Origin of the sequence: Pedobacter sp. KBS0701 (assembly GCF_005938645.2) — a bacterium.
In the GTDB taxonomy this organism is placed as follows: Bacteria; Bacteroidota; Bacteroidia; order Sphingobacteriales; family Sphingobacteriaceae; genus Pedobacter.
The window spans coordinates 6,189,817-6,214,636 of record NZ_CP042171.1 but is presented as its reverse complement, the minus strand read 5'-3'; the positions used below and the strand labels follow the sequence as shown (position 1 = coordinate 6,214,636).

General features: G+C 39.0%; 18 protein-coding genes. 8 read left to right on the top strand and 10 right to left on the bottom strand.

Features of this window, described 5'->3' with window-relative positions; genetic code table 11:
- Positions 1-18: 18 nt before the first annotated feature.
- Positions 19-1,029 (bottom strand): bifunctional oligoribonuclease/PAP phosphatase NrnA, encoded by a 1,011-nt coding sequence (locus tag FFJ24_RS25340; protein WP_138819906.1) that lies wholly within the window; start codon positions 1,027-1,029, stop codon positions 19-21.
- A gap of 243 nt (positions 1,030-1,272) precedes the next feature.
- On the opposite strand from FFJ24_RS25340, the gene FFJ24_RS25335 reads away from it, so the two are divergent.
- The 3 genes from FFJ24_RS25335 (at position 1,273) to FFJ24_RS26265 (ending at position 3,039) form a co-directional block, all read left to right on the top strand.
- A complete protein-coding gene (locus FFJ24_RS25335; RefSeq protein ID WP_025144153.1) occupies positions 1,273-1,692 on the top strand; it encodes a nucleoside-diphosphate kinase in 420 nt (139 codons plus the stop codon).
- Positions 1,693-1,825: 133 nt separating this feature from the next.
- The gene (locus FFJ24_RS25330) at positions 1,826-2,599 is read left to right on the top strand and encodes an FKBP-type peptidyl-prolyl cis-trans isomerase (protein WP_138819904.1); all 774 of its coding nucleotides are present in this window, start codon (positions 1,826-1,828) and stop codon (positions 2,597-2,599) included.
- Positions 2,600-2,862: 263 nt separating this feature from the next.
- Positions 2,863-3,039 carry a hypothetical protein gene (locus FFJ24_RS26265; protein ID WP_168202555.1) on the top strand — a complete coding sequence of 59 codons (177 nt, stop codon included), beginning with the start codon at positions 2,863-2,865 and terminating at the stop codon, positions 3,037-3,039.
- 99 nt (positions 3,040-3,138) lie between these two features.
- Here FFJ24_RS26265 and FFJ24_RS25325 read toward each other — a convergent pair whose 3' ends face one another.
- A complete protein-coding gene (locus tag FFJ24_RS25325) occupies positions 3,139-3,429 on the bottom strand; it encodes a DUF721 domain-containing protein (protein WP_090504909.1) in 291 nt (96 codons plus the stop codon).
- On the bottom strand, positions 3,422-4,525 hold the full coding sequence (locus tag FFJ24_RS25320) for a DNA replication/repair protein RecF (RefSeq protein ID WP_138819901.1): 1,104 nt from the start codon (positions 4,523-4,525) through the stop codon (positions 3,422-3,424). The genes FFJ24_RS25325 and FFJ24_RS25320 overlap by 8 nt, the downstream gene beginning before the upstream one ends.
- Positions 4,526-4,630: 105 nt before the next feature.
- Here FFJ24_RS25320 and FFJ24_RS25315 point away from each other — a divergent pair, with 105 nt between their 5' ends.
- Positions 4,631-5,038: a hypothetical protein gene (locus tag FFJ24_RS25315; protein ID WP_138819899.1), complete on the top strand. Its 408-nt coding sequence runs from the start codon at positions 4,631-4,633 to the stop codon at positions 5,036-5,038.
- Positions 5,039-5,161: 123 nt separating this feature from the next.
- Positions 5,162-5,827 (top strand): tetratricopeptide repeat protein, encoded by a 666-nt coding sequence (locus tag FFJ24_RS25310; RefSeq protein WP_121287707.1) that lies wholly within the window; start codon positions 5,162-5,164, stop codon positions 5,825-5,827.
- A gap of 555 nt (positions 5,828-6,382) precedes the next feature.
- Here the strand turns inward: FFJ24_RS25310 and pth are convergent.
- From pth to FFJ24_RS25295, 3 genes are all read right to left on the bottom strand, one after another.
- Positions 6,383-6,943 carry an aminoacyl-tRNA hydrolase gene (pth, locus tag FFJ24_RS25305; RefSeq protein ID WP_121287706.1) on the bottom strand — a complete coding sequence of 187 codons (561 nt, stop codon included), beginning with the start codon at positions 6,941-6,943 and terminating at the stop codon, positions 6,383-6,385.
- A gap of 218 nt (positions 6,944-7,161) precedes the next feature.
- Positions 7,162-7,746 (bottom strand): 50S ribosomal protein L25/general stress protein Ctc, encoded by a 585-nt coding sequence (locus FFJ24_RS25300; protein WP_138819897.1) that lies wholly within the window; start codon positions 7,744-7,746, stop codon positions 7,162-7,164.
- Positions 7,747-7,892: 146 nt separating this feature from the next.
- Positions 7,893-8,834, bottom strand: a complete 942-nt coding sequence (locus FFJ24_RS25295; RefSeq protein WP_055909454.1) for a ribose-phosphate pyrophosphokinase — start codon at positions 8,832-8,834, stop codon at positions 7,893-7,895.
- Between the two features lie 370 nt (positions 8,835-9,204).
- On the opposite strand from FFJ24_RS25295, the gene FFJ24_RS25285 reads away from it, so the two are divergent.
- The 3 genes from FFJ24_RS25285 (at position 9,205) to FFJ24_RS25275 (ending at position 16,268) form a co-directional block, all read left to right on the top strand.
- Positions 9,205-12,231: a DUF2723 domain-containing protein gene (locus FFJ24_RS25285; RefSeq protein ID WP_138819895.1), complete on the top strand. Its 3,027-nt coding sequence runs from the start codon at positions 9,205-9,207 to the stop codon at positions 12,229-12,231.
- A gap of 214 nt (positions 12,232-12,445) precedes the next feature.
- Positions 12,446-15,484 (top strand): DUF2723 domain-containing protein, encoded by a 3,039-nt coding sequence (locus FFJ24_RS25280; protein WP_138819893.1) that lies wholly within the window; start codon positions 12,446-12,448, stop codon positions 15,482-15,484.
- Between the two features lie 229 nt (positions 15,485-15,713).
- The gene (locus FFJ24_RS25275) at positions 15,714-16,268 is read left to right on the top strand and encodes a transposase (protein ID WP_138819891.1); all 555 of its coding nucleotides are present in this window, start codon (positions 15,714-15,716) and stop codon (positions 16,266-16,268) included.
- Positions 16,269-16,467: 199 nt separating this feature from the next.
- On the opposite strand, the gene FFJ24_RS25270 is transcribed toward FFJ24_RS25275, so the two are convergent.
- The 4 genes from FFJ24_RS25270 to FFJ24_RS25255 form a co-directional block, all read right to left on the bottom strand.
- Positions 16,468-17,430: an acetyl-CoA carboxylase carboxyltransferase subunit alpha gene (locus FFJ24_RS25270; RefSeq protein WP_138820811.1), complete on the bottom strand. Its 963-nt coding sequence runs from the start codon at positions 17,428-17,430 to the stop codon at positions 16,468-16,470.
- 442 nt (positions 17,431-17,872) lie between these two features.
- The gene (locus FFJ24_RS25265) at positions 17,873-19,432 is read right to left on the bottom strand and encodes a S10 family peptidase (RefSeq protein ID WP_138819889.1); all 1,560 of its coding nucleotides are present in this window, start codon (positions 19,430-19,432) and stop codon (positions 17,873-17,875) included.
- Between the two features lie 327 nt (positions 19,433-19,759).
- Positions 19,760-21,355 (bottom strand): SusD/RagB family nutrient-binding outer membrane lipoprotein, encoded by a 1,596-nt coding sequence (locus FFJ24_RS25260; RefSeq protein WP_138819887.1) that lies wholly within the window; start codon positions 21,353-21,355, stop codon positions 19,760-19,762.
- Positions 21,356-21,374: 19 nt separating this feature from the next.
- Positions 21,375-24,653 (bottom strand): SusC/RagA family TonB-linked outer membrane protein, encoded by a 3,279-nt coding sequence (locus FFJ24_RS25255; protein WP_246862698.1) that lies wholly within the window; start codon positions 24,651-24,653, stop codon positions 21,375-21,377.
- Between the last annotated feature and the right edge of the window lie 167 nt (positions 24,654-24,820).

The window sequence follows — 24,820 nt, the reverse complement described above, 5'->3', positions numbered from 1 at the left end:
TTGTTGTATTTCTTTTTTCTAAGCTATCAATTGTTCTTTATATTCTGCTAATATCGATTTAAATTCATTTACTACATCAGCTAAAGGTTTTTCTGCTGCACCACCAGCCGCATTTCTGTGACCACCACCATTGAAATATTTTTTACAGATTTCGTTAGCCGGGAAATCGCCTGTAGACCTAACAGATAATTTAACCTTATCAGTACGTTCTATAATTAACGCGGCCAAACGGATACCATTGATGGAAAGGGCATAGTTTACTACTCCTTCTGTGTCGCCGGTAATGCTGTGGTACTGCGCCAATTCTTCTTTAGTAACCGAAATGATGGCTGTGTTGTAATCTCTTAAAACTTCTAGTTTATTAGATAGACAATAGCCTAAAAAGCGCAGTCGGTTTTCGCTCGAGTTATCGTATACCAACTCGTGGATTTTCGATTGGTCGGCCCCTAAATCGATCAGATTTGCAGCAATACGGTATACTTCCGAGGTTGCTGATGAGAAGCGAAAAGATCCCGAATCGGTCATTATACCCGTGTAAAGGCAAGAAGCTACATCTTTATTGATCAGCTCGCCATCCTGTAACTGATTTACAATAAAATCATAAACCAATTGCGCAGCAGCACATGCATTGATATCCCAATGACGGTAATCGTCAAAATCCTCTGGCTCCAGGTGATGATCGATCATGATCTTTTTAGCACCTGCAGCCCTAACCAATTCGCCTAATTCGTTAATGCGGCTTAGGGTATTAAAATCAAGGCAAAATATGAGCGATGCTTCATCAACCAATTTTGCCGCCCTTTCTTGTGCTTCCGTAAAAATAATTACATCGCTATTATTTGGCATCCAATGCAAAAAAGTAGGATAATCGGTTGGGGTGATTACCTTAACATGGTGGCCTTTTTGAATCAAATATCCATATAAACCCAGAGATGACCCCATTGCATCGCCATCGGGTTTGTGATGCGTAGTGATCACAATTCGTTGTGGCGTAGCCAATAATGTTTTTAATTCGGTTAATGTAAGCATATATTTTTTGCGCTGCAAAGCTAAGTAAATTTAGATTAGGATTGATTAGGATTTAAAGATTTTAGAATGAGCAGGATTATAGTTTAAAAAATATTAAATATAAGCATAGTAAGATTAGCTACAAAACAAGGTTAATTGGCTATTTTAATCCCTATCATCATTCATTCGCAACTGAAAAACAAGTTGTATTGATTATTCATCAATTAAAACGTATTTTTGCAGAAAATTGATATCAAAAGCACAATGAGCACTAACAGAACTTTTACCATGATCAAGCCTGATGCAGTAGCAAACGGCCATATCGGATCAATCATTAACGACATTACTAATGCTGGTTTCAAAATTATTGCATTAAAATATACTAAACTTACAGACGAAACTGCTGGTCAGTTCTATGCTGTTCACGCTGAGCGTCCTTTTTACAAAGATTTAGTAAGCTTTATGTCCTCAGGACCTATTGTTGCTGCTATTTTAGAAAAAGACAACGCGATTGAAGATTTCAGAAAATTGATTGGTGCTACTAACCCAGCTGAGGCTGCAGAAGGTACCATCCGTCAGAAATATGCAAAATCAATCGATGCAAATGCAGTTCACGGTTCAGATTCTGATGAAAATGCAGAAATTGAAGGTAACTTCTTCTTCAAAGCAGACGAACGTTTCTAGTTCCCAACACAAAAAAATTACAATAAAACCCCGAATATTCGGGGTTTTATTGTTTTATCTATTTTGTATCTTTCGGCCTTAAAATATAATCCAGCATTTTAATCCTGTTGGAATTAATTACATAAAATAATCAATGAAGAGATTTTTTTTAGCGATATGTCTATCCGGTATCGCTGTTGCATCTTATGCACAAACCAAAACAACAGCAAAGAAACCTGTTGCCAAAAAACCGACTGCAGCCTCAGGTAAAACATCACCCCTTACAACGGGTTTAAAATCTACTTTAGATTCTACCAGTTATGCCTTCGGTACTTCTATAGGTGCAGGCTTGAAAACAACCGGCCTTTCTACCTTAAATTACGAAGTATTGTTAAAAGGACTAAAAGATGCATTTACAGGTGGCAAGGTTATTTTAACCCAACAGCAGGCACAACAATGTATTAATGAGGCTTTAGCAAAGGCATCTGCGGTAAAAAACAAAGCTGAAGAAGCAGCAAATAAAATTAAATACGCACCAATTATGAAAGAAGGACAAGATTTCTTAGAACAGAACAAAAAACGTGCAGGTGTACAAACAACTGCAAGTGGTTTACAATACGAAGTTTTAACGGCAGGTACTGGTGTTAAACCACAGGCAACGGATTCGGTGCTGGTACACTACAAAGGAACGTTATTAAATGGCAAACAATTTGACAGCTCTTACGACAGAGGCGAGCCGATTTCTTTTCCGCTAAACCGTGTGATTCCAGGCTGGACAGAAGGTGTACAATTAATGCCTGCAGGTTCAAAATACAAATTTTTTATCCCTTACAACCTGGCTTATGGTGAACGCGGTGCAGGACAGGATATTCCGCCTTACAGCACTTTAATCTTCGAAGTTGAGCTGTTAAAGGTTAACGGAAAATAAAAACTCTATTCGTCATTTCGAGCGAAGTGCAACGAAGTCGGGAATGACGATTTTCTTTTAGAATAATCCTTTAATGTGCAGTCAGATGTTACCATCTGACTGTTTTTTTATTGAATAATCCTATCAAAAAAGTGATGAATACTGCGTCAGATGATAAAATCTGACACCACTAAACAGGAATTTCTTTTAGAATCGAGCTAAATAAACCCACAATTAAAACTTTCTTGAATATTCGATGTTAGCTATTACAAATTAACATAAATATGAAAAAAGCATTCCCTTTAGCACTGATCGCATTTTTATGCACTACCTTAAGTAGTTGTGAACTAGTAGAAGGTATATTTAAAGCCGGCGTTTGGGTAGGCGTAATTGTAGTTGTAGTAGTGGTTGCGCTGGTGATCTGGATTTTGGCAAAGATATTTGGCGGAGGAAGAAGTTAGTTTAGTCTTGAGTCCGAAATCTACAGCCTTTAGTCGGGATTATCATCCCTGGTAAAATATAAAGGGCGTAAGTTTTAACTTTTGCCCTTTTATTATGCCTTATAAAAACACCATTTCGGTAATCACCTCGCTGCCTGCGTGTTCATTTAACTTCTGGATTATTCCTTGTCGCACCATAATCAGTTCATTTTTGATCACAGACGATTCTATTCTTAAGAACAATTTCTTATCGTGAATATAAATCTGTTTGGTTCGGTTGGCAATTGCAGTCCCCATAATCTCCGGCCAGATAGACAAGATTGAAGTTTCATCAAACTTACGGCGCAAACGATACACATCCAGCATTTTGCTGATGGCATCTTTTACGGTAACATCATTGGGTTTACGCATTTTGTATCGCTCCGTTATCTACTTCGAACAAAGTTACATCAACTTCTATTTTTTCAAAAATTGATTTTACTCTTTCTCTTCCTGTATCTGTAATAAATATCTGCCCAAAATCATGGTGGGAAACCATTTGCATTAGTTTTTGAACACGGTTATCATCTAACTTATCAAAAATATCATCCAGCAAAAGCAAGGGCTTAAACCCTTTGTTTTTAGCGAGATAAGCGTATTGTGCAAGTTTTAAGGCAATTAAAAAAGACTTCTGTTGTCCTTGCGAGCCAAACTTTTTTAAAGGCATTCCGCTGATGATAAAAGCCAGCTCATCTTTATGGATACCAGTTGTGGTACGCTCCAGCACACGGTCTTTTTCTACAGATTTTTTCAATAGCTCCTCAAAGGTCGCATCATTCAATTGCGATTGATAATTCAACTCAACGATTTCCTTATTTTCGGTAAGGTAGGTATAATATTGGTTAAACAATGGAATAAACTGATCCATAAAAGCTTTTCGGATGGAGAATATCTTATTGCCGGCAATAACCAATTGTTCATCCAAAATTTCAAGCAATGTTGGATCGTATTTTCGGGTTATGGCGATCTGCTTTAGCAAAGCATTCCGGTTTAGCAAAATACGGTTATAGGTAATCAGCTGATCGAGGTAATGCGCATCGGTTTGCGAAATCACATTATCGATAAACTTTCTTCGCTCTTCACTGCCTTCCATAATCAGGTTTACATCATAGGGAGAAACCATCACTACCGGGAAAAGTCCGATGTGATCGGCCAGTTTATCGTATTCCTTTTTATTGCGCTTGAATTGCTTTTTCTGATTGCGTTTTACGCCGCAGGAAATTTTTTCGTTTTTTTCGTTGCGGTCAAAATCGCCCTGGATCATAAAAACCTCTTCATTGGTTTTGATCTGCTGGCTATCAATGGGATTAAAGTAACTTTTACATAGACACAGGTAGTGAATCGCATCAAGCATGTTCGTTTTGCCAGAGCCATTATTACCGGTAAAAACATTTACCGTTTCCGAGAAATGGAGATCTGCATCGGTATAGTTCTTAAAATTTAGAAGGGTAATATTTTTTAACCACATAAATATGTCACAAATTTACCCTTTTTTAGCCTCTTAACATTCATTGTTTAAAATAAACGTTAATAACATTTAAAAAAACTGTACTTTCATCGCAAGGAAAAATAAATGGTTGCACAAAAAATGTTAGAAGGGAATGTTCTATGGTCTTATGATCACGAACTGACCAATGATAAAAATTCGAACTGGATTAAAAAAATCGCAGGTTTATTTTCGTTTTTAAAACCAGTTCACAATCACGAGGGCGATATCTTGTTGGCTTCCAACGGTCTTTTTATTACCGGAGATGAACAATTGGAACTTCCATTATCACATATAGAAGAGGTTTATATGGGCTTCGATGATTTATTCCCAGCTTCATCCGCAAAAAACTTCGGTGCATTCTGGCAGCCCATTAGAATTAGATCGACCCTGAGCCGATCGGAAAGTCAAACGGTATACCTGGTCATTAACCACACAGGTATTTTTAGCGATAACCAAACCTGGTTTAATACACTAATTAGCTTGTTGCGCTAATGATCGTGATGATTTTACGATCTGCAGGCCTAAATAACTAATGTTTAATCAAATACTTCAAAATAAAGATTGATACTTTGATTGAAAAATGTATTTTTGCAATCTTAAATTTTTTAAACAAACATGTCTACAACAGATAACCAGACAATTCAACCAACTAAAAAAGGTTCATTTTTACAAGAGAATAATAAAAGCTTACTGTTTATTGCAGGTGCTGTAGTTTTATTAGTTTTAATATATCTTTGGTATCAAGGCGTGTATTTAAAAGGTCGTGCTGAAGAAGCCGCCAGCAAAATGTACAAAGCAGAGCAATCTGTCGGAGTAGATTCATTGTCGAACAGAGCTGTTAAAGGTGAAGGTGGTTACCCAGGCTTGGAGCAGATTGCTAAAGAGTACGATAACACAAAATCGGCAAACTTAGCCAACCTTTATTTGGGCGGCATTTACTTACGTAAAGGCGAATATAAACAAGCTATAGAGTCATTGAACAAATATAGCGCTACCGGCAGCCCGGTTGCAGACCCATTGGCTTTAGGTTTATTAGGTGATGCCTATAGCGAGTTGAAAGACTACAAACAAGCTTCTACATATTATAAAAAAGCAGCAGATAAAGCAAGTAAATTTACTTCGCCAATGTTTTTAAAGAAATTAGGATTGGTTAACGAAAACCTGAAAGATTTTAAAGGTGCAGTTGATGCTTACACTAAAGTTAAAACTCAATATCCGGAGAGCGCAGAAGCACAATTAATTGATGCTTATATTGCAAGGGCTCAAGAACAAGTTAAATAAACACTAACTGAAACATATTTACAGGAAAGATCATCGAAAGATGGTCTTTTTTTGTTTAGTAGCTTTTCGTAATTGCAAGCGCTGGCCTTTTGACTAAGTTATCAATAACAGATTCTTATAGAAAGATTGTCATCTCGACTGGAGCATCGCGGAACGGAGAGATCTATGAGCCAGATTAAATTGGAAAATAGATTTCTCGACTGCGTTGCACTCCGCTCGAAATGACGACACTCCGAGGCTAACGCGCCAATAATGTTATCTTTTTTTTTGGAAATCAGGTGCAGATGCGTTTAGGTTAGTGCAGCCCCGCTCTCCGTTCCTTCCGATGAAAAATCGGAACCACTGCGATCAGGTTTAGGTGGCAAGGGCAGTGCTGCTGTTTTGGGTTGTATGGAGCAAAAAATCTAACTACCTATTCTATTTACCATATAAGGCATTTAAGGGCACATAAGCTTAAATGTTCTTATAGTTACTTATATGGTTATATATTCTTGGCTTATAAAAGATCCTTCGCTGCGCTCAGGATGACAGCATGAAGTTAACCAATTAACCCACCTACTTATTAAAAGCCGTCATGGTATGAGCGGGCCCAACCGTAACAAAACTTTTAATCAACTCTACACTTTTATCAATCAATGCAGGAAGCTCCAATTGTTCATTTTTATCAAACAAACCCAAAACGAAATCTACTTGTCTGCCTTTCGGATAATCATTACCAATGCCAAAGCGAAGGCGTGCATAGTTTTGACCACCGCAAACCTCTTCAATACTTTTTAAACCATTGTGGCCGGCACTAGAGCCTTGCAGTTTTAATCTTAGCTTTCCCAGGGGCAATGCAAGGTCATCAACAATAACGAGTACATTTTCTGGTGCTATTTTCAGTTCCTTCATCCAATAGTTTACGGCCTTACCGCTCAGGTTCATAAAAGTAGTAGGCTTAATTACATGCAGTTTTTTGCCTTTAAAGCCCACTTCAGCATAATAGGCCAAACGGATATTATCAAAGCTACCACCTAAACCTTTAACCAGTTCATCGGCAATATCAAAGCCAATATTATGCCTGGTGTGCGCATAATCCGGTCCGATATTTCCTAAGCCAACTATAAGATATTTCATGGGGCAAAGATAAATAAAAAGGTTGAGGGCGGGAAGGCTGGAGGGTTGAAGGTGAAAAAGTTGGGAGTCGGAAATCCGAATTCTTGAGTCCCAAGTCCAGATACTATCAAGGACTTAGCGGTTAGCGTTGGCAAATTGACCTCTTTAAAAACAAAAAAGCGTTCCGACTTAAATCGGAACGCTTCATCTTAAAATCAGGAAAATCCTAAGAATCCTGATTATTTTTTACCTTTAGCCGCTTCAGTTTCTGCTTGTTTTAATGCTCTAGACATTGCAACAGAAACGATAGTATCTTCAGGAGTGTTAGTGATTACGTATTTATCACCTTTAAGGTCACGAACACGGAATAAGCTACCAACTTCTAATTTCTCTAAGCTTACCTCTACGTTTTGTGGCATATCAGCTGGTAATGCTTTAACACGTAGTTTACGTAATTTCTGAATTAATTTACCCCCCATTTTAACACCTGGAGAAGTTCCTGTTAATTTAACCGGGATCTCCATAACGATTTCTTTCTCGTCGAATAACTGAAGAAAATCGATGTGCATTAATACGTCGGTAAGTGGGTGATATTGAGTATCTTTAACAATAGCTTTAGTTTTAGTACCGTTTACATCAATTTCCACAAAGTTAACTTCCGGGGTATAAATAACATCTCTTAAATCAGCAATAACTACAGCTAAGTGTTGTTGCTCTTTTCCACCATACAATACCGCCGGAACTTTACCTTCGTAACGAAGTTCCTTGGCATCGCGTTTCCCTACGTTCTCTCTTGGAGAACCGCTAATTGCGATTGTTTTCATTTTTTATTTATATTTATTTATTAGTAGTAAGTATCGAGTATCAAGTAAAAGCCTTACGCCTTTAACTTTTCACCTTCAACCTTAATTATGCTCTTCTTGTTGTTTGACGTTTGGCGTTTTAACCGCTTATCGTTAAACGCTTTGCACTACACTCTAAACAGATCACTAATTGACCCGTGTTCGTTTACATTGGCAATTGCCCTTGCAAATAAACTGGCTGTACTTAGCACTCTTATTTTCGGACTCTCCTGTCTTAGTGGAATCGTATCCGTAACAATCAGCTCTGTCAATACCGAATTTTCTACGGTTTCGATTGCTTTTCCTGATAAAACAGCATGTGTACAAACCGCTCTTACACTTGCTGCACCGTTTTCCATAATCAAAGCCGCAGCTTTTGATAAGGTACCGGCAGTATCGCAGATATCATCGATCAATACAACATCCTGTCCGGTTACATCACCAATAATCGACATTGATTCGATTTCGTTGGCACGCTTACGGCGTTTATCACAAATAATTACCTCAGCGTTAAAAAACTTGGCAAAAGTACGCGCCCTGTAAGAACCGCCCATATCTGGCGATGCAATGGTTAAGTTTTTTAAGCCTAAGCTTTTGATATAAGGCACAAAGATTACCGATCCGTCTAAGTGATCAACCGGAATATCAAAGAAACCCTGTATCTGTGCAGCATGTAAATCCATCGTCATAATACGGTGAATACCTGCTGATTTCAATAAGTTAGCCACCAATTTGGCACCGATTGCTACACGCGGTTTGTCTTTTCTATCCTGACGGGCTAAACCATAATAAGGAACCACTGCTGTAATATAATGTGCTGATGCTCTTTTAGCTGCATCAACCATTAGCAAAAGCTCCATTAAATTATCGCTGGGCTGATAAGTTGACTGGATTAGAAAAACATCACTACCACGGATTGACTCATCAAAGGAAGGCTGAAACTCTCCATCACTGAATTTGTGAATGGTGACGCTACCAAGTGGCTTGCCGTAGTGCTCGGCAATCTTAAGTGATAATCCCTTAGAACCTGTTCCGGAAAAAAGCTTTACCGGGTTAAACTGCAATGGCATGGGTTCGTGTAGTTACGGTTAAAAAAAATCGGATCATGTCTATTTAAAACATGATCCGTTATTAAATTTTAGTTGTCCGACCTGGATTCGAACCAAGACAAACGGTACCAAAAACCGTTGTACTACCCTTATACTATCGGACAAAAACTTTTCAAGGATATTCTCCTCGAAAGGGAATGCAAATGTAGGAACCTTATTTTAAATATGCAAGAGTGATTTTAAAATATTTTCAATTTCTTTCCTGCTGTTCTTTGTTTGCGATGCAAAGATAAAAAAATGATCATATCCGGTGCAACATTTTATTTTTTTCTACGACTTTTTTTACCGCTAACCACTTAAATCATTTATTATCAAAGACTAAAATTAAACTATGAATTACTCAAGGATCAACACCATTGGAGGCTGGCTCTGTTTTAGCGTTGCCGCACTCACGTACATCTTAACTTTAGATCAATCCGTAAGTTTCTGGGATTGTGGGGAATTCATCTCCTCAGCTTTCCGTATGGAGGTCGTGCATCAGCCTGGAGCACCCATTGTTTCTATGATCCAGAGATTATTCTCTGCCCTGGCTTTTGGCGATAAAACTAAAGTAGCCTATTTTGTTAATATTGCTTCGGCCCTTGCAAGCGCAGGAACGATTTTGTTTTTATTCTGGACCATTACCGCTTTGGCAAAGAAAACAGTGATTAAAAAAGGGGAAGAAATCAGCAAACAGCAAATCATTGGCATTATGGGTGCCGGCCTGGTTGGCGCGCTGGCTTATGCTTTTTCTGATAGTTTCTGGTTTTCGGCAGTAGAGGCTGAGGTTTATGCCATGTCATCGCTTTGCAGCGCCATCGTATTTTGGGGTATCTTAAAATGGGAATCGCAGGCTGATGAACCAAAAGCAGACAGATGGTTACTTTTTGTAGCCTATATTATGGGACTTTCTATCGGCGTGCATATTTTAAACCTGCTTACCATTCCTGCATTAATATTTGTTTATTATTTTAAAAAGAATCCATCGCCAAGCTGGCAAGGTGTTCTAAAAATATTTTTTGTTTCCATCGCAGCTTTAGCTGTGGTGCAATTTGGTATCATCCAATACGTGGTATCGCTTGCAGCAAGCTTCGATTACTTTTTTGTAAATTCCATGAACCTTGGCTTTGGTTCGGGGATATTATTTTTTGCTGTTTTATTGATCGGAAGCTTAGTTTATGGTATCCGTTATTCCATCCTTAAAAACAAAAGGGCTTTAAACCTGATCCTGTTATTCACTGTATTACTTTTATTTGGATACAGTTCTTTTGCGTTATTAGTTATCAGAGCACAGGCCAAACCTAACCTGAACAATTATAACGTGGATAATGTATTCTCGCTTTCGAGGTACCTGGGCCGCGACCAATATGGCGACAGGCCTTTACTTTATGGGGAGAATTACAATTCAGAAAAAATCGACATTAAAGAAACGGGCAAAGTTATCCGTAAAGGCGACAAAAAATACGAACCGGCGGGAACAAAATCAGCCTATGTTTTTGCCGATAAGACTTTAATGCCACGGATGTACAGTGATAAACCTGAACATGTGAGGTTTTACAAAAGTTATATGGGTTTTGATGATGCACATAAACCTACACTTATCGATAATTTAAAATATCTGTTCTCTTTCCAGACCGGACAGATGTATATGCGTTATTTTATGTGGAATTTTGTAGGCCGGCAGGATAACGAAGATGGACAGTTTGGCGGAAAAGATGGCAATTGGCTAAGTGGCATTAAACCAGTAGACGCCATCAGGCTTGGCAGTCAAAAAAATCTGCCGCCGTCTATTGTAGAGAATAAAGCCTATAACAGGTTTTTCTTTTTACCTTTAATCATCGGTTTAATTGGTGCAGTTTGGCACTTTAAACGCAACCAAAAAGATGCCGGCATTATCGGTTTATTATTCATTTTTACCGGAATTGCGATTGTTGTTTACTTAAATTCTGTACCGATTGAGCCCCGCGAAAGGGATTATGCTTATGTAGGCTCATTTTATGCCTTCGCCATCTGGATAGGGTTAGGTGTATTTGGATTAAAAGACTTTATTTTCAAAAAACTAACACCTGTACGTGCAAGTATCTTTGCTTCGGTTATTGCTTTGCTCGGTGCACCAATTATTATGGCCAACCAGGGCTGGGACGATCACGACCGTTCTGATAGCCATGTAGCCAGGGATATGTCAGTCAATTACCTTAAATCATGTGCGCCCAATGCCATTTTATTTACTTACGGCGATAACGACACCTACCCTGTTTGGTATGCGCAGGAAGTGGAAAATGTACGTCCGGATGTGCGGGTGGTAAACCTGAGTTTATTTACTGCCGATTGGTATATCGATGGCATGCGCAGAAAGCAAAATGAATCGGCACCACTTCCTATCACCCTAAAACCTGAGCAATATGTTGAAGGGACGAGGGACATTATGTATTACCAGGATTATAAGATTGCACAACATATCGAATTACAGCAAATTTTGGATGTACTCCTCTCCGATCACGATGAAGATAAGGTAACCATGAACGATGGCTCGAAATACAATGTATTACCGACTAAGAATCTGAAACTTGCGGTAAGTCCACAACAGGTTTTGGATACAGGTACGATACCCAAAGAAGATGCAGGCAAAATTGCGAGCAGCATGGAATGGACATTTAACCAAAATTACGTAACCAAAGGTACACTGGCTTTATTTGATATTTTGGCGCATAACAACTGGGAACGGCCGATTTATTTTACCGGAGCCATGCCAGATGAGCAATACGTAGGATTGAACAAATACCTTTATTCGGAAGGATTGAACAAAAGGCTGCTTCCATTAAAACCCGATACAGCCATTACAGAAGATTATGAGCGCATCAACATTAAACCTTTGTATAACAACCTGATGAATGTGTATGGTTTTGGTAATATCAAAAATGCCAATCATTTAGACAGGCAATCTGCTGATGATGTAACCATGTTATCGAATATGTTTAATGGTTTATTAAACGGCATGATCAACGAAGGCAAAATTGCGGAGAGCAAAAAAGTAGCGGACAAGTATGTTGCGGTAATCCCATCTAAATTTTACAGTATGCGCCAGGTAATGAGCACTTATTATTTTACCGAAAGCCTGTATCGGTTAAATGATTTAAATCGTGCCAATGCAATGATCAAAAAAACGGCCGATTATGTGGGCAAGGAACTCACCCACCTGGCCGATGTTTCAGAGAGCAAAAATCAGCTGTCATCAGAACAGGATGTACGTTTCTATCTTAGTTATTTAGGGCAAATGGTAAAATTAACAGAGGTATTTAAACAAGCAGCACTGAGCAAAAGCCTTGAGAAACAATACAACGACCTGATTGTAAGGTTTACCCCGTTTGCCGCAGGATAGGCAAAAAACATTCTAAATTTAACCCATAGGCAGATTTTACATTTCTGCTTGTGGGTTTTTGCTTTCCAATAAATTAAAATCCTTTATGTTAAAGGCCTTAAGCCGTTAAAAATTGTTAAATCAATGCAAAAATTTACCTGTTTTATCGACTAGAATAGTTAATTTCGGCAGCATTTTTATATGAAAACAATTTTTAATATCATTAAACAAACCAATGAATTATTCAAAAGTTAATAATATAGTAGGCTGGATCTGCTTTTTAATTGCTACACTAACTTACGTTTTAACCTTAGAGCCTTCTGCCAGTTTTTGGGATTGCGGTGAATTTATCGCATCGGCATTTAGAATGCAGGTTGTTCACCAGCCTGGTGCGCCTTTATTCTTAATGATCCAACGTTTCTTCTCCATTTTTGCAGCTGGAGATTTAACCAAAATTGCTTACTGGATGAACGTAGGCTCGGCTGTTTCAAGCGGGGCAACTATCTTATTTTTATTTTGGACCATCACTGCATTGGCTAAAAAAACGGTGTTAAAAGCTGGTGAAGGATTAACAACCGGTAAATTGATCAGTATTATGGGTGCGGGTGCCGTTGGTGCTCTGGCTTATACTTTCTCTGATAGTTTCTGGTTTTCGGCTGTAGAATCAGAGGTTTATGCGCAATCCTCTTTATTCACAGCCATTGTATTCTGGGCTATCCTTAAATGGGAAGCGCATGCCGATGAGCCACGCGCCGATCGTTGGTTACTGTTTATCGCCTATATTATGGGTTTATCAATCGGTATCCACTTGTTAAACTTATTAACCATCCCGGCACTTGCTTTTATTTATTATTTCAAAAGAACAGATAAAGCAACCACAGCAGGTATATTCAAAACACTTATTGTTGGTATCTTAATTTTAGCAGTAATCCAATATGGTATTATCCAATACCTGGTTTCGTTCGGTGCGTATTTCGATCTGTTCTTTGTAAATACATTAGGTCTTGGTTTTGGAACCGGCGTTTTATTCTTCGCCATTTTATTAATCGGTGCCCTGGTTTGGGGGATCCGTTATTCGATCAAGCATCAAAAGAAATTATTAAACTTAGGTTTAATCTCTACCGTTTTAATCATTTTCGGTTATGCATCCTTCTCGATGATCATCATCAGGGCAAAAGCAGATCCGAATTTAAATAACAGTGCACCTAAAGATGCTTTCTCTTTCTTAAGTTACCTAAACCGTGAGCAATATGGCGATAGGCCATTGGGTTACGGTCCTAATTATAACTCTGAAAGAACAGGTGTAACAGAAGGTAAAACCATCTGGAGAAAAGGAAAAGACAAATACGAGGTAGCGGGTAAAAAAACCGATTACGAATACAGCAACAACACTTTATTGCCACGTATGTATAGCGACGACCCTAAACATGCCAGTTTTTATAAAGAGTGGATGCATTTGGATGATAGTAAACACCCGAATTTAGTTGATAATGTTGGCTTTTTGGCCAGCTACCAGATCGGCTACATGTATATGCGTTACTTTTTCTGGAATTTTGTTGGTCGCCAGAACGATGAACAAGGTCAGGGAAGCGGATTTGAAGGAGAATGGATTAGTGGTATTAAACCGTTTGATAGCTGGTTACGTGGAGATCAAAGTCATTTGCCACCATCAACAGTTGATAATAAAGCATACAATCGTTTCTTCTTTTTACCGTTGATTATGGGAATAATTGGCGCACTTTGGCACTTTAAACGCAACCAGAAAGATGCTGGCGTAGTGGCTTTGTTATTCTTTTTTACGGGTATCGCGATTGTATTATACTTAAACCAAAAGCCTCTGGAACCTCGTGAAAGGGATTATGCTTATGTAGGATCTTTTTATGCCTTTGCGATATGGATTGGGCTCGGGGCACTGGCCATTAAAGAGTGGTTGTTTAAAAAACTAACTCCAACTGCCGGTGCCATTGGTGCAACGGTTATCGGTTTATTGGCTGCTCCGGTAATTATGGCCGAGCAAGGATGGGATGACCATGACCGTTCTACGAAACTGGTTCCTCATGATATTGCTCTGGATTACTTACAATCCTGTGCACCAAATGCCATCCTATTTACTTACGGCGATAATGATACCTACCCGCTTTGGTATATCCAGGAGGTAGAGAATGTTCGCCCTGATGTTCGCATTGTAAACTTAAGTTTATTCGATACAGATTGGTACATCAATGGTTTAAGACAAAAACAAAATGAATCGGCTCCATTGCCAATTACCATGAAACCTGAACAATATGTACAGGGTGAAAGAGACGTAATGCCTTATGATGATTATAAAATTGCAGGTAATGTTGAGCTTAAAAATGTAGTTGATTTATTGTTATCAAACGATGAGAGTGATAAAGTAGCCATGCAAGATGGATCGAAATCTAATTTCCTACCAACTAAAAACCTTAAAATTACAGTAGATCCACAGCAAGTAATCAGCACAGGAACATTGCCTGCAGCTGATGCTTCAAAAATTACCACCACAATGGATTGGAAATTCAATAAAGGTTATGTTACTAAAGGGACTTTGGCCATGTTCGATATCCTTGCACATAACAACTGGAAACGTCCGATTTATTTCGCTTCTACTGTACCTTCTGAGCAATATAATGGCTTGGATAAGTATTTATACAATGAAGGTTTGGCCATGCGTTTATTACCGCTTAAAGCTGATACAACTGCATCTGAAGATAGACCAGAGCAATTGAATACCCCTGTTTTATACAATAATGTGATGACTAAATTTAAGTGGGGAAATATGAAAACTGCTAAATATTTAGATCCGCAATCATCAGATGATACTTTCATTTTTACCAATATCTTCAGTAGCTTAACCAACAGCTTGATTAAAGAAGGTAAAATTGCTGAAGCTAAAAAAGTAGTAGATAAATATTTCGCGGTAATGCCTGATAAATTCTTCGGCATCCGTACCGTTGTAGTGAAATTCTATATGGCTGAAAACTTATATAAACTAGGTGAAACTGCCAGGGCGAATGATATTTTAGACAAATCCGGCGATTATATCAATAAGGAATTAAACTACCTGGCTGATATTTCACAATCAAAAGGTTTAACCGGATCGCAGAATATTCAAACCGGCTTATATTATCTGGACCGAATGATTAAAACCAGTAAAGCTGCAGGTCAGGATAAGTTGAGCGAGAAGCTGCAGAAAACATTCAACAACCTCGAAGGCCGTTTATCAATGTTCTTCCCACAACAAAGCCCGCAGTAATAAACGGATTTAAAAATAGCTTACAAAGCAGCTGCATTAATTTGTAGCTGCTTTTTTTTGCTTGCGCTCGTTTCTAACGAGCGCAGTAATAGCCTTACGATTTCATCGTAAAAGATGATATAAATTTAAATTTAGGATATAAGTCGTAAATATGACCAACTATCTATATGCTCGTTGGAACAAGCATGAGCAATTATGATTTTTCTGAATAAATAAATATTTTTATTAAATGTCAGATCAATACCAAGCAAGAGATCCGGAAGGCATCTATTTTTTAACTTTTACGATTGTAGATTGGGTAGATATATTCACCCGATCATCGTATAAAGAAATTATTATTAATTCACTAAAACACTGCCAATCCAACAAAGGGTTAACACTTTACGCCTATTGCATGATGACCAACCACATACATCTCATTGCCTCTGCGAGTGGAGATGTAAAGCTTTTTGAAATTATTAGAGATTTTAAAAAGTTTACGAATAGGGCGATTATCAAAGAGATTACTTCAGGAAATGAAAGCAGGAAAAAGTGGCTGCTAAATAAATTTGAATTTGCAGGTAAATACTTGACAAGAATTGAGAATTATAAGGTTTGGCAAGATGGTTACCATGCTATTGAATTAATCAGTCGAGATTTTACATTTCAAAAGCTAAATTACATTCATCAAAATCCAGTTAGAGCTGGAATTGTATCAGAGCCCGAACATTATATTTATAGTTCCGCGACTAATTATCATGGGCTTAGAGGACTAATAGAAATTGAATTACTAGACATTGATTAATATTTATTGAATGCTTGCGCTCGTTTCGAGTGCAGCAATTGCTTTACGATATAATCGTAAAGCAAGCTAAAGATATTGATAACTAACACCGTAAAATACGGTATCCTATTTACACGCTCGTTAGAAACGAGCGTGAGCGCGCAAAAAAAAATCCCATTCAGCATTGCCAAACAGGATTCAAATTTATTTTAGTTAATGATTATTCGTTTACTACACCCATCGCACAGAATTTATCAATTCGTTGTTCGATCAGCTTATCCGTTTTTAATTTACCTAAAGCAGTTAAATCTTTAACGATATACTCTTTTAATGTTTTACCCATCAATTCCGGATCCTGGTGTGCACCACCAAGCGGCTCAGGAATGATGCCATCGATTAGTTTGTTGCCAAACATATCATCAGAAGTCAATTTCAAACATTCAGCAGCTTTCTCTTTAAAATCCCAGCTTCTCCATAAAATAGATGAACAAGATTCCGGAGAAATTACAGAGTACCAGGTATGCTCTAACATATAAACTTTATCGCCGATACCGATGCCCAAAGCACCACCCGAAGCACCTTCACCTACAACAATGCAAATAATTGGCACGCGCAGAATAGACATTTCCAATAAGTTTCTGGCAATAGCTTCACCTTGTCCACGCTCTTCTGCCTCTAAACCAGGGTAAGCACCCATCGTATCGATAAAAGAGACAACCGGTTTATTGAATTTTTCAGCCAAACGCATTAAACGCAATGCTTTACGGTAACCTTCCGGGTTGGCCATACCGAAATTACGAAACTGACGCTCTTTGGTGTTTTTACCTTTCTGGTGACCGATAACCATTACTGTTTGACCATTGATGGAAGCAAAACCACCGATAATCGCCTTGTCATCCTTAACCGTTCTATCGCCATGCATCTCAATAAAATCATCGCAGATCATGTTAATATAATCAAGGGTTTGTGGACGATCTGGGTGACGGCTCATCTGAACCTTGTTCCAACCGGTTAAATTTTTATATAAGTTATTGGTAGTTTCATCTAATTTACCATCAAGCTCGTCTAAAGTGGCAGACATATCTACCTTAGTTTTTTCGGCAACTTGCTTAACCTTTTCTATCTGCTGAACTAAATCTGCAATAGGTTTTTCAAAATCGAATGATGTTTTTATTTGCTGCATAATTGAACCACAAAAATAAGTAATTATTTTTAGTTTGTAACCAACAGTTTTTCGTTTACGTTTTTGGAGGGGAATTGCTTTGGCTTTACAGGTAAAAGACCGCTGTAAATACGATTTATTTCTTTTTTTGGAAAGCAATTGCAGTGGCACTTTGGTTGGGTTCCGTCCTGCTCTCCCTCCAGCCACGAAAAGTGGCATCCGTACGATCAGGTTTATTTTATTCTGGTTTCTGCATTATGCGGGGTTTCCATGCCACCGCCCTAACCTACCTAGCCCTGATTGCAATGGAAAGCACGCAAGCGAAGTATCCCGATTCATCGGGACGGACTTACAATGCAAAGCAGGACGAACGATAATTATTGTTCTTCAACTGCGCCCAATAAACCTAAAATAGTTGACAAATTAATAGCAATGTGCATAGGAATTTGTCAACTCTAATTTTTTAGAACTTAGCGGCCTCGCCTGCTTTTGGCAATGCTTTTTTGATAAACTTACGGATATGGTTATTGGCCGTTTTCAGATCATCCTTACGTAAATACATCATGTGTCCGCTACGGTAACCTTCCCAGCTCATACGGTCTTGCAATTTACCAGCTGCATCTAACTGCCATATACTGTATTTGGCATTAAAATAATCGCAGGCTCCATCGTAATAGCCCGATTGCACCAATAAATGTAGATACGGGTTTTGTGCCATCGCCTGGCGGAGATTATCTCCGGTCTGATCTCCGGATTTATCCCATGGATAAACTGAACCGAACATATTGTATTTCAAATCGGTTTTATAATTCAGCTCGTTGCGGATGTACATATTGATAGCTGGTGTAAAAGAATGCAACCAGGAAGTTAGTTCTGCATTATAATCAGGCGCTTCTCCGGCACCCATTTTATCTATGCCACGATAGCGCGAATCTAACCTCCCAACAGTAAACCCTTTATCTCTTAATAGTTCTTTCCAAAAGAAATCGGTTGGTACATTAAGGTTATAATCTAAAATTACTTTTTCTGAAAGACCTGAGTAACGTGCCATTTTTACGGCAATGCCTTTCTTTTTATCAGCACTCAACATTCCTCCCTGCGAAATGGCCGGAATCAGCTCATTAATGGTAAAACTTTCTACTTCAGGGAGCATGGCGGTTAAATCTTTGCTTTGTAAATCGGCTGCCAAAGCTTTATGGTACCATGCAGTAGCAGCGAAATACGGTAAGCGCAAAGCTGCATCAACAGGGCCGCTACGCTCAATACCGAGTTCGGTTGGCGAAACCAATATCACACCGTTTAAATACATCCATTGACTGTTTTGCAGTTCTAAAGCTAAGCCTGAGACACGGGTGGTACCGTAACTTTCGCCGATTAAAAACTTTGGCGAAGCCCATCGGTTATTCCGGGTTACAAAAGTATTGATCCACTCGGCCAGGTATTTAATATCGGCCCTTACCCCAAAGAATTTATTGGTTGGAATATCTTTGCTCACCGCTCTGGAATAGCCTGTGTTAACCGGATCGATGTATACAATATCTGCCACATCTAAAATAGAATATGGATTTTCTTTATAACCGTAAGGCTGTACAGGATAACCTTCATCATCAATATTCAGCACTACCGGACCGGTATAGGCAATGTGCATCCAAACCGAAGCAGAACCTGGTCCACCGTTAAAAGAAATTACCAAGGGTCTTTTATCGCGGTTTTGTATATCGCTGCGTTCATAATAGGTATAAAACAAACCGGCTATGGGTTGCCCGTCTTCGTCCCAAACCGGTAATGTACCAGTAGTGGCTTTATATGGAACGGCTTTTCCATCAATCGTTACTGAATGATTGGTGATTACCGAGCTTTCTACTTTTATGTTTCTTTCGTTTGATGATGATTTGGGTTCATCTTTAACGGTAACCTGTGTGGTGGTTACCGTTTCTTTTGACTGACTCTTTTTTGGCGTTTGTTGTGCATGTACAAAAAAACCTGCACACAAAAAGGTGGTAAGTATAAATCTGAATTTCATTTAAAGTTTGGTTTGATATATAAATATCAAATTAATGCACCGTTAATCAAAAAACCGATTAGAAATGTTACCATAAAAAAACCAGCAAAGCTTTTGGCAATGCCGGTTCTGCAAAAAAAGCTGCAATAAAGGAGTAGGTCTTATTATTTTATCAATTAAATCACAACGGCTTCTGCACTTGCTGACACTGCGACATCGAATTTAATGTTTTAAATATCAGATCTTTACAATAAATACCACACAAACGTTTGCTATAAATCAGATCACATAAAAAGGCCGACAATGCATGCTGCACTGCCGGCCAGGTATAAATCGGGATGATTTATTTTATTTATCCCACCAAACCCTGCCAGTGAGGTTGTCACCCCCAGGTACAGCCGAAGAGGCTGCTTTGTAATTGGCGTTATTTTTGGCCGCTTCTTCAACCGGGTATGGGAAACGGCGTGGAATGGTACCATTGGTGGCATTACCTGGATAAACCACTGGGGTTAAAGCCGGAAATCCTGACCGACGCCAGTTAGACCATGTTTCATAAAAATCGAGCATGGTACAGGTATGCAACCAATATTGGGTATTGATCATTTCTAAACCATTGGCAGCAACGTAAGGATTGGCAGCAGCATAAGCGTCAGCTATTGTACCCGAAATGGCTAAACTTGCATCATACTGCGATAAGAAAGTGATACCTGCAGATAGTCCACTGGCATAATGAGTAGCAGCCGAACCGCCTATTGCCCATCTTTGCGCCGCCTCCGCCAATAAAAGTTCGCTTTCGGTATAGGTTAAAATAAATGTAACGCCGTCTTTTTTAATCATTGCCGGATTTGGCGAAGAGTAAGCCGGAAATGTGGTGTAAGAAGCATCTTGCCGAACATCTCTGCCTGCTATACCACTCAGGTCTTTTCCATTAGGCATTCCTTTTTGCAGAAGCGGATCGGCACTGTAATTGGGGTTTTGTGTTTTACTGTTTTCATCCAGATAAAGGCCTGTAACGGCAACTTTTGCTAAACGCGGGTCGTTTGCTGTTTTTAATTTATTAATGAAAGTTTGCGACCATTTAACATAATAGTTTTCCTGACCACCATCGCCCGATAATACCTGGCTATTTCTATTTTGCGTTACCCTTGCACCAGATACATCATGTTTAACAAAAGCATTATCATCATTACTGAGCATGGTTTTACCGATCACTTTTTGGGTGTAGGCTTTGGCTGTGTTTTCATCCACTTTGGTTAAACGCATGGCAATACGCAACAGCAATGTATTTCCGAACATTTTCCATTTGTTGATATCACCTTTATAAATGGCATCGCCGGTAACTTTATCACCATTTACATCCAATGCATTGGTGGCTTCTTCTACTTCTTTTAATAAATCGGCATAAATGGCTTGTTGTTTATCATATTTTGGGGCCAGATTACCGGTATAATAACCTTGTCCTGCTTCAGAATAAGGTGCATCGCCATACAGATCGGTAATACGTTCAAAAATCAGTGCTTTCCACAAACGGGCCACCTGGCGTACGTTATTATATTTAGGTAATCCCTTTGTAAATTCAACAATATCTACAATTGGTTTAACCTGCTCTACATAAGCACCTACAGTGGTGCTGCCCCAGTATGCTGCAGTATAACCTTCATTCAATAAATATTTATCACCCGCCCAATAACTTACCACAGTAGAAAGTCCCTGCATCATGGTAGAAGAATAGATTAAATTTCCCCTCCAGGTATCGTAAGCGAAATCGATACTGCCGGTATAGGTAAGCTGAGCAGTGGTTAACGTATAATTGGGATCAAAAGTTGCTGCGCCATAAGCAGATGGGTTGGTATTGATATCCTCGAAATTTTTGGTACAAGCCGAGATCATTAACATGCCGGTACAAAGTAACAGGCTATATTTTTTTAATATGTTCGTTTTCATTGTTTTGTCTGTTTAAAATTTAAAGCTTCACACTAAGGTTTACACCAAATGTTCTAACCGGAGGTACACCACCCAGTTCCAATCCCGGAAAGGTTGCATTATAACTCGATTCAGGATCGATATTATCCGTTTTTTTCATCAGGATAAACAGGTTCCTGCCTACAAGACTCACATTTAAGCCATGTATTTTGTTGTTGAACATTTTTGCAGGAAAATTATAACCCAGGGTCATCTGCCTGAACTTGATGAAACTTGCATCCTGCACAAATTTATTAGACACATTATCTGCCGATAGCTGATAGTAAGTTGCGGCCGTGTTACCCAATGCCTCGCGGTTTTCGAGCGTAGCCTGGTGTAAACCAAAAACATAACCATAATAATCAGTTGCAGAGAATACTTTTCCACCCCATTTACCATCAATCAAAAAAGATAGGGTTGCACCTTTATAATTAAACTCGTTATTCCAGCCTGCAAACCATTTATTATATGCAGAACCATAAGCAACCAGATCACCACGCTGTGGGGCGTTATTTGCACCCAGCATAATATTTCCTGAAGCATCATATTTATAATCGTAAGCCATTACCTGAGAGGCGGCTTTGCCCGGGATATTCTGTAAAAAGCCAACGCCAGATCTTGAAGTGGCAATAAGATTTGAGGTAACACCATCAGCAAGTGAGATTACTTTATTGTCGTTATACGATCCATTCAAAGAAGAAGTCCATACTAAATCTTTGTTTTTTACCACCTGACCCGATAACAACAGCTCTACTCCTTTATTTTGAATTTTACCAGAATTTAAAACCGCACCACTATAACCAGTCGATGTAGATGTGGTTACAAACGTGATTTCATCTTTAGATATTTTTTTGTACCAGGTAAAATCGAGGTTTAAACGATCTCCGAAGAAGCGCATTTCCGTTCCGATCTCCAATTCTGATGCTTTTGAAGCTTTTAATGCAGAATTAGGAATATTTACGTTGGAAATGGTACCCAATGGCAATCCGTTTAAAACCTCACTTCTTAAACTATAGGTTAACAAAGTTTGATAAGGATCTGTGGCCTGACCAACTACTGCATAACCTGCCCTAACTTTACCAAAGCTTAAGAATGATGGTTTCCAAAGTTCTGAGAAAACAAATGAACCGCTAATGGAAGGATAAACCACATTTAACTTATTGTCTTTACCAGGCGTTGCCAGTGTAGAAAACCAGTCGGTACGTCCGCTACCTGTTAAATATAAAATATCTTTATAGGCAAGTTCAAGTGTACCATATACCGATTGTGTTTCGGCTTCGGATGCGACATACGCCACCGATTTATTTTTAGCGTTAAGAATATTATAAACGCCGGAAACGGCGAAATCGGCACCGCTATTGGTGGTTTGCGTTATATTTGTTCTACGGTAACTCGCACCGATATTTGGAGTAACAGAGAAATCTTCGTCTACTTTAAAAGGCTTGCCGATTAATACATCGACGTTAACATCTGCAAATTTGGTGGCCTGCTCAACAATTTTACCGGGCGCATAATAAGCTGTACCTGATGGAACTACATTTTTATAGGTGTCGTTATAAGCATCGCGACCAGCACGACCTTGTACAAACAAACCATTATCAAAAGTATAACGGGCATTAAAAGAGCTAATCAAACGATCGCGTTTGGTATCGTTTACGAATTCGTTTGCCGCAAACCAGGGGTTGGTTGCATAAGCATTGCCTTTATTGTACTGAATTTCATTTCCATTGGCATCTTTCCATGGATCGAGGTTTTTTACGCTTACACTGGTTGGTAAAAATGCCACGTTATAATTGGCATTACCTGCACCATCTGATACCATCGGTCTGTTTTTAGCCTGCTCTAAAATATAGTTCATGCGAGCATCAATGGTCAACCTTTTAATTGGGTTAAAAGTACCGACCAGGTTAAAAGATTGTCTGTTTAAGCCAGAATTTGGCACAACTGAATTGTTATGTACATCGTTGGCAGATAAACGGATGGTACCACCATCAAAACTTTTGTTTAAAGCAAGGGTATTAGACCATGTGCCCCCTGTGCGGTAAAAATCTTCAATATTATTTTTCTGCGCAGAATATGGTCTGCTTATCCCGTCAAACTGAATCACGTTAGAACCGTCTAATTTTGCTCCCCAGCTAGATCCGCCTACCTGTGCAGCAGCTGCTGCATCAATTGGCTTTACCCCATTGGCGCCCTGTCCGTAAACATATTGCCAATTGGTTCTGTCCATTACCTGTTCTGCAACATAATTGGAATTAAGTTCGATGCTGTTGCCCTTTCCACTTTTAGTGGTGATCAAAATTACCCCGGCTTTTGCACGATAACCGTATAAGGCCGCTGCAGCGGCACCTTTTAACACCGAAATACTTTCAATATCATCTGGATTCAAGTTCCCAACGGCATCTCCTAAATCAGGTGCGTTATCATATTGACTACCTGAGTTCCCATTACCATTCAGGTTATTTAAACCCACTGGTTTATTCTCCATGGGTACACCGTTAATTACATATAAAGGCTGGTTGGTTTGACTTAAACTGGAAACCCCACGGATGGTTACGCTGGTTGCCGCGCCCACACCACCTGATGTTGAGCTAATATCTAAACCAGCCACTTTACCTACTAACGAGTTGGCCACATTATTTTCCCTGGCCTGGGTTAAGGTTTCGCCACTTACCTGCGTAACCGAATAGCCTAAAGCCCTTCTTTCTTTTTTAATACCCAAAGCCGTAACTACCACATCGGTAAGCTGTTTGGTATCTTCCGTTAAAACGATAGTAATGCTGGTCTGTGAGCCTATACCTACTTCTTTGGTTTGAAAACCTGCATAAGAAACCACCAAAACTGCATTTTCCGGGGCATTAAGAGAAAATTTACCATTAATATCGGTAGATGTGCCTATTCCTGTTCCTTTAACCCTCACGCTGGCTCCCGGCAAAGTACCGCCAAGCGCATCTTTTACTGTTCCGGAAATGGGGACTTCTTTATTTTTGCTAATGACAATTAAGCCGCCATCAGAAACAGAATATTTCAGGTTGGTTCTGTTTAAAATGGCTGCCAAAACATCGGTAACCAAAGTATTGGTTACAGTAATACTTATATCCTTATTTACGGGAACGTAGGAAGAGCTGTAAACAAAATGGTAACTGCTTTGCTGCTCAATAATCTGTAAAACCCTGGCCAGTTTTGTTTTCTTAACATCCAGTGAAATTTTTTCCTGCGAAAAAACCGATGCAGAAACATTAAGGCAGGTAATGAAAACCATAATACAGGCTAGTTTCATTAGCATAATGAATTTTAGGAGCGCTTTATATTTTGGGCGCCCTTGCAGTAAGTAATAATAAATCATATTTTTGTTTTTTTGGTTGCATAAGTTCTTGGCAGCAATCTGTTTGCGCATAAACTGCCATTAATTGATCAAAAAAGAAATTCAAGAGGGCGGTGCTCCAA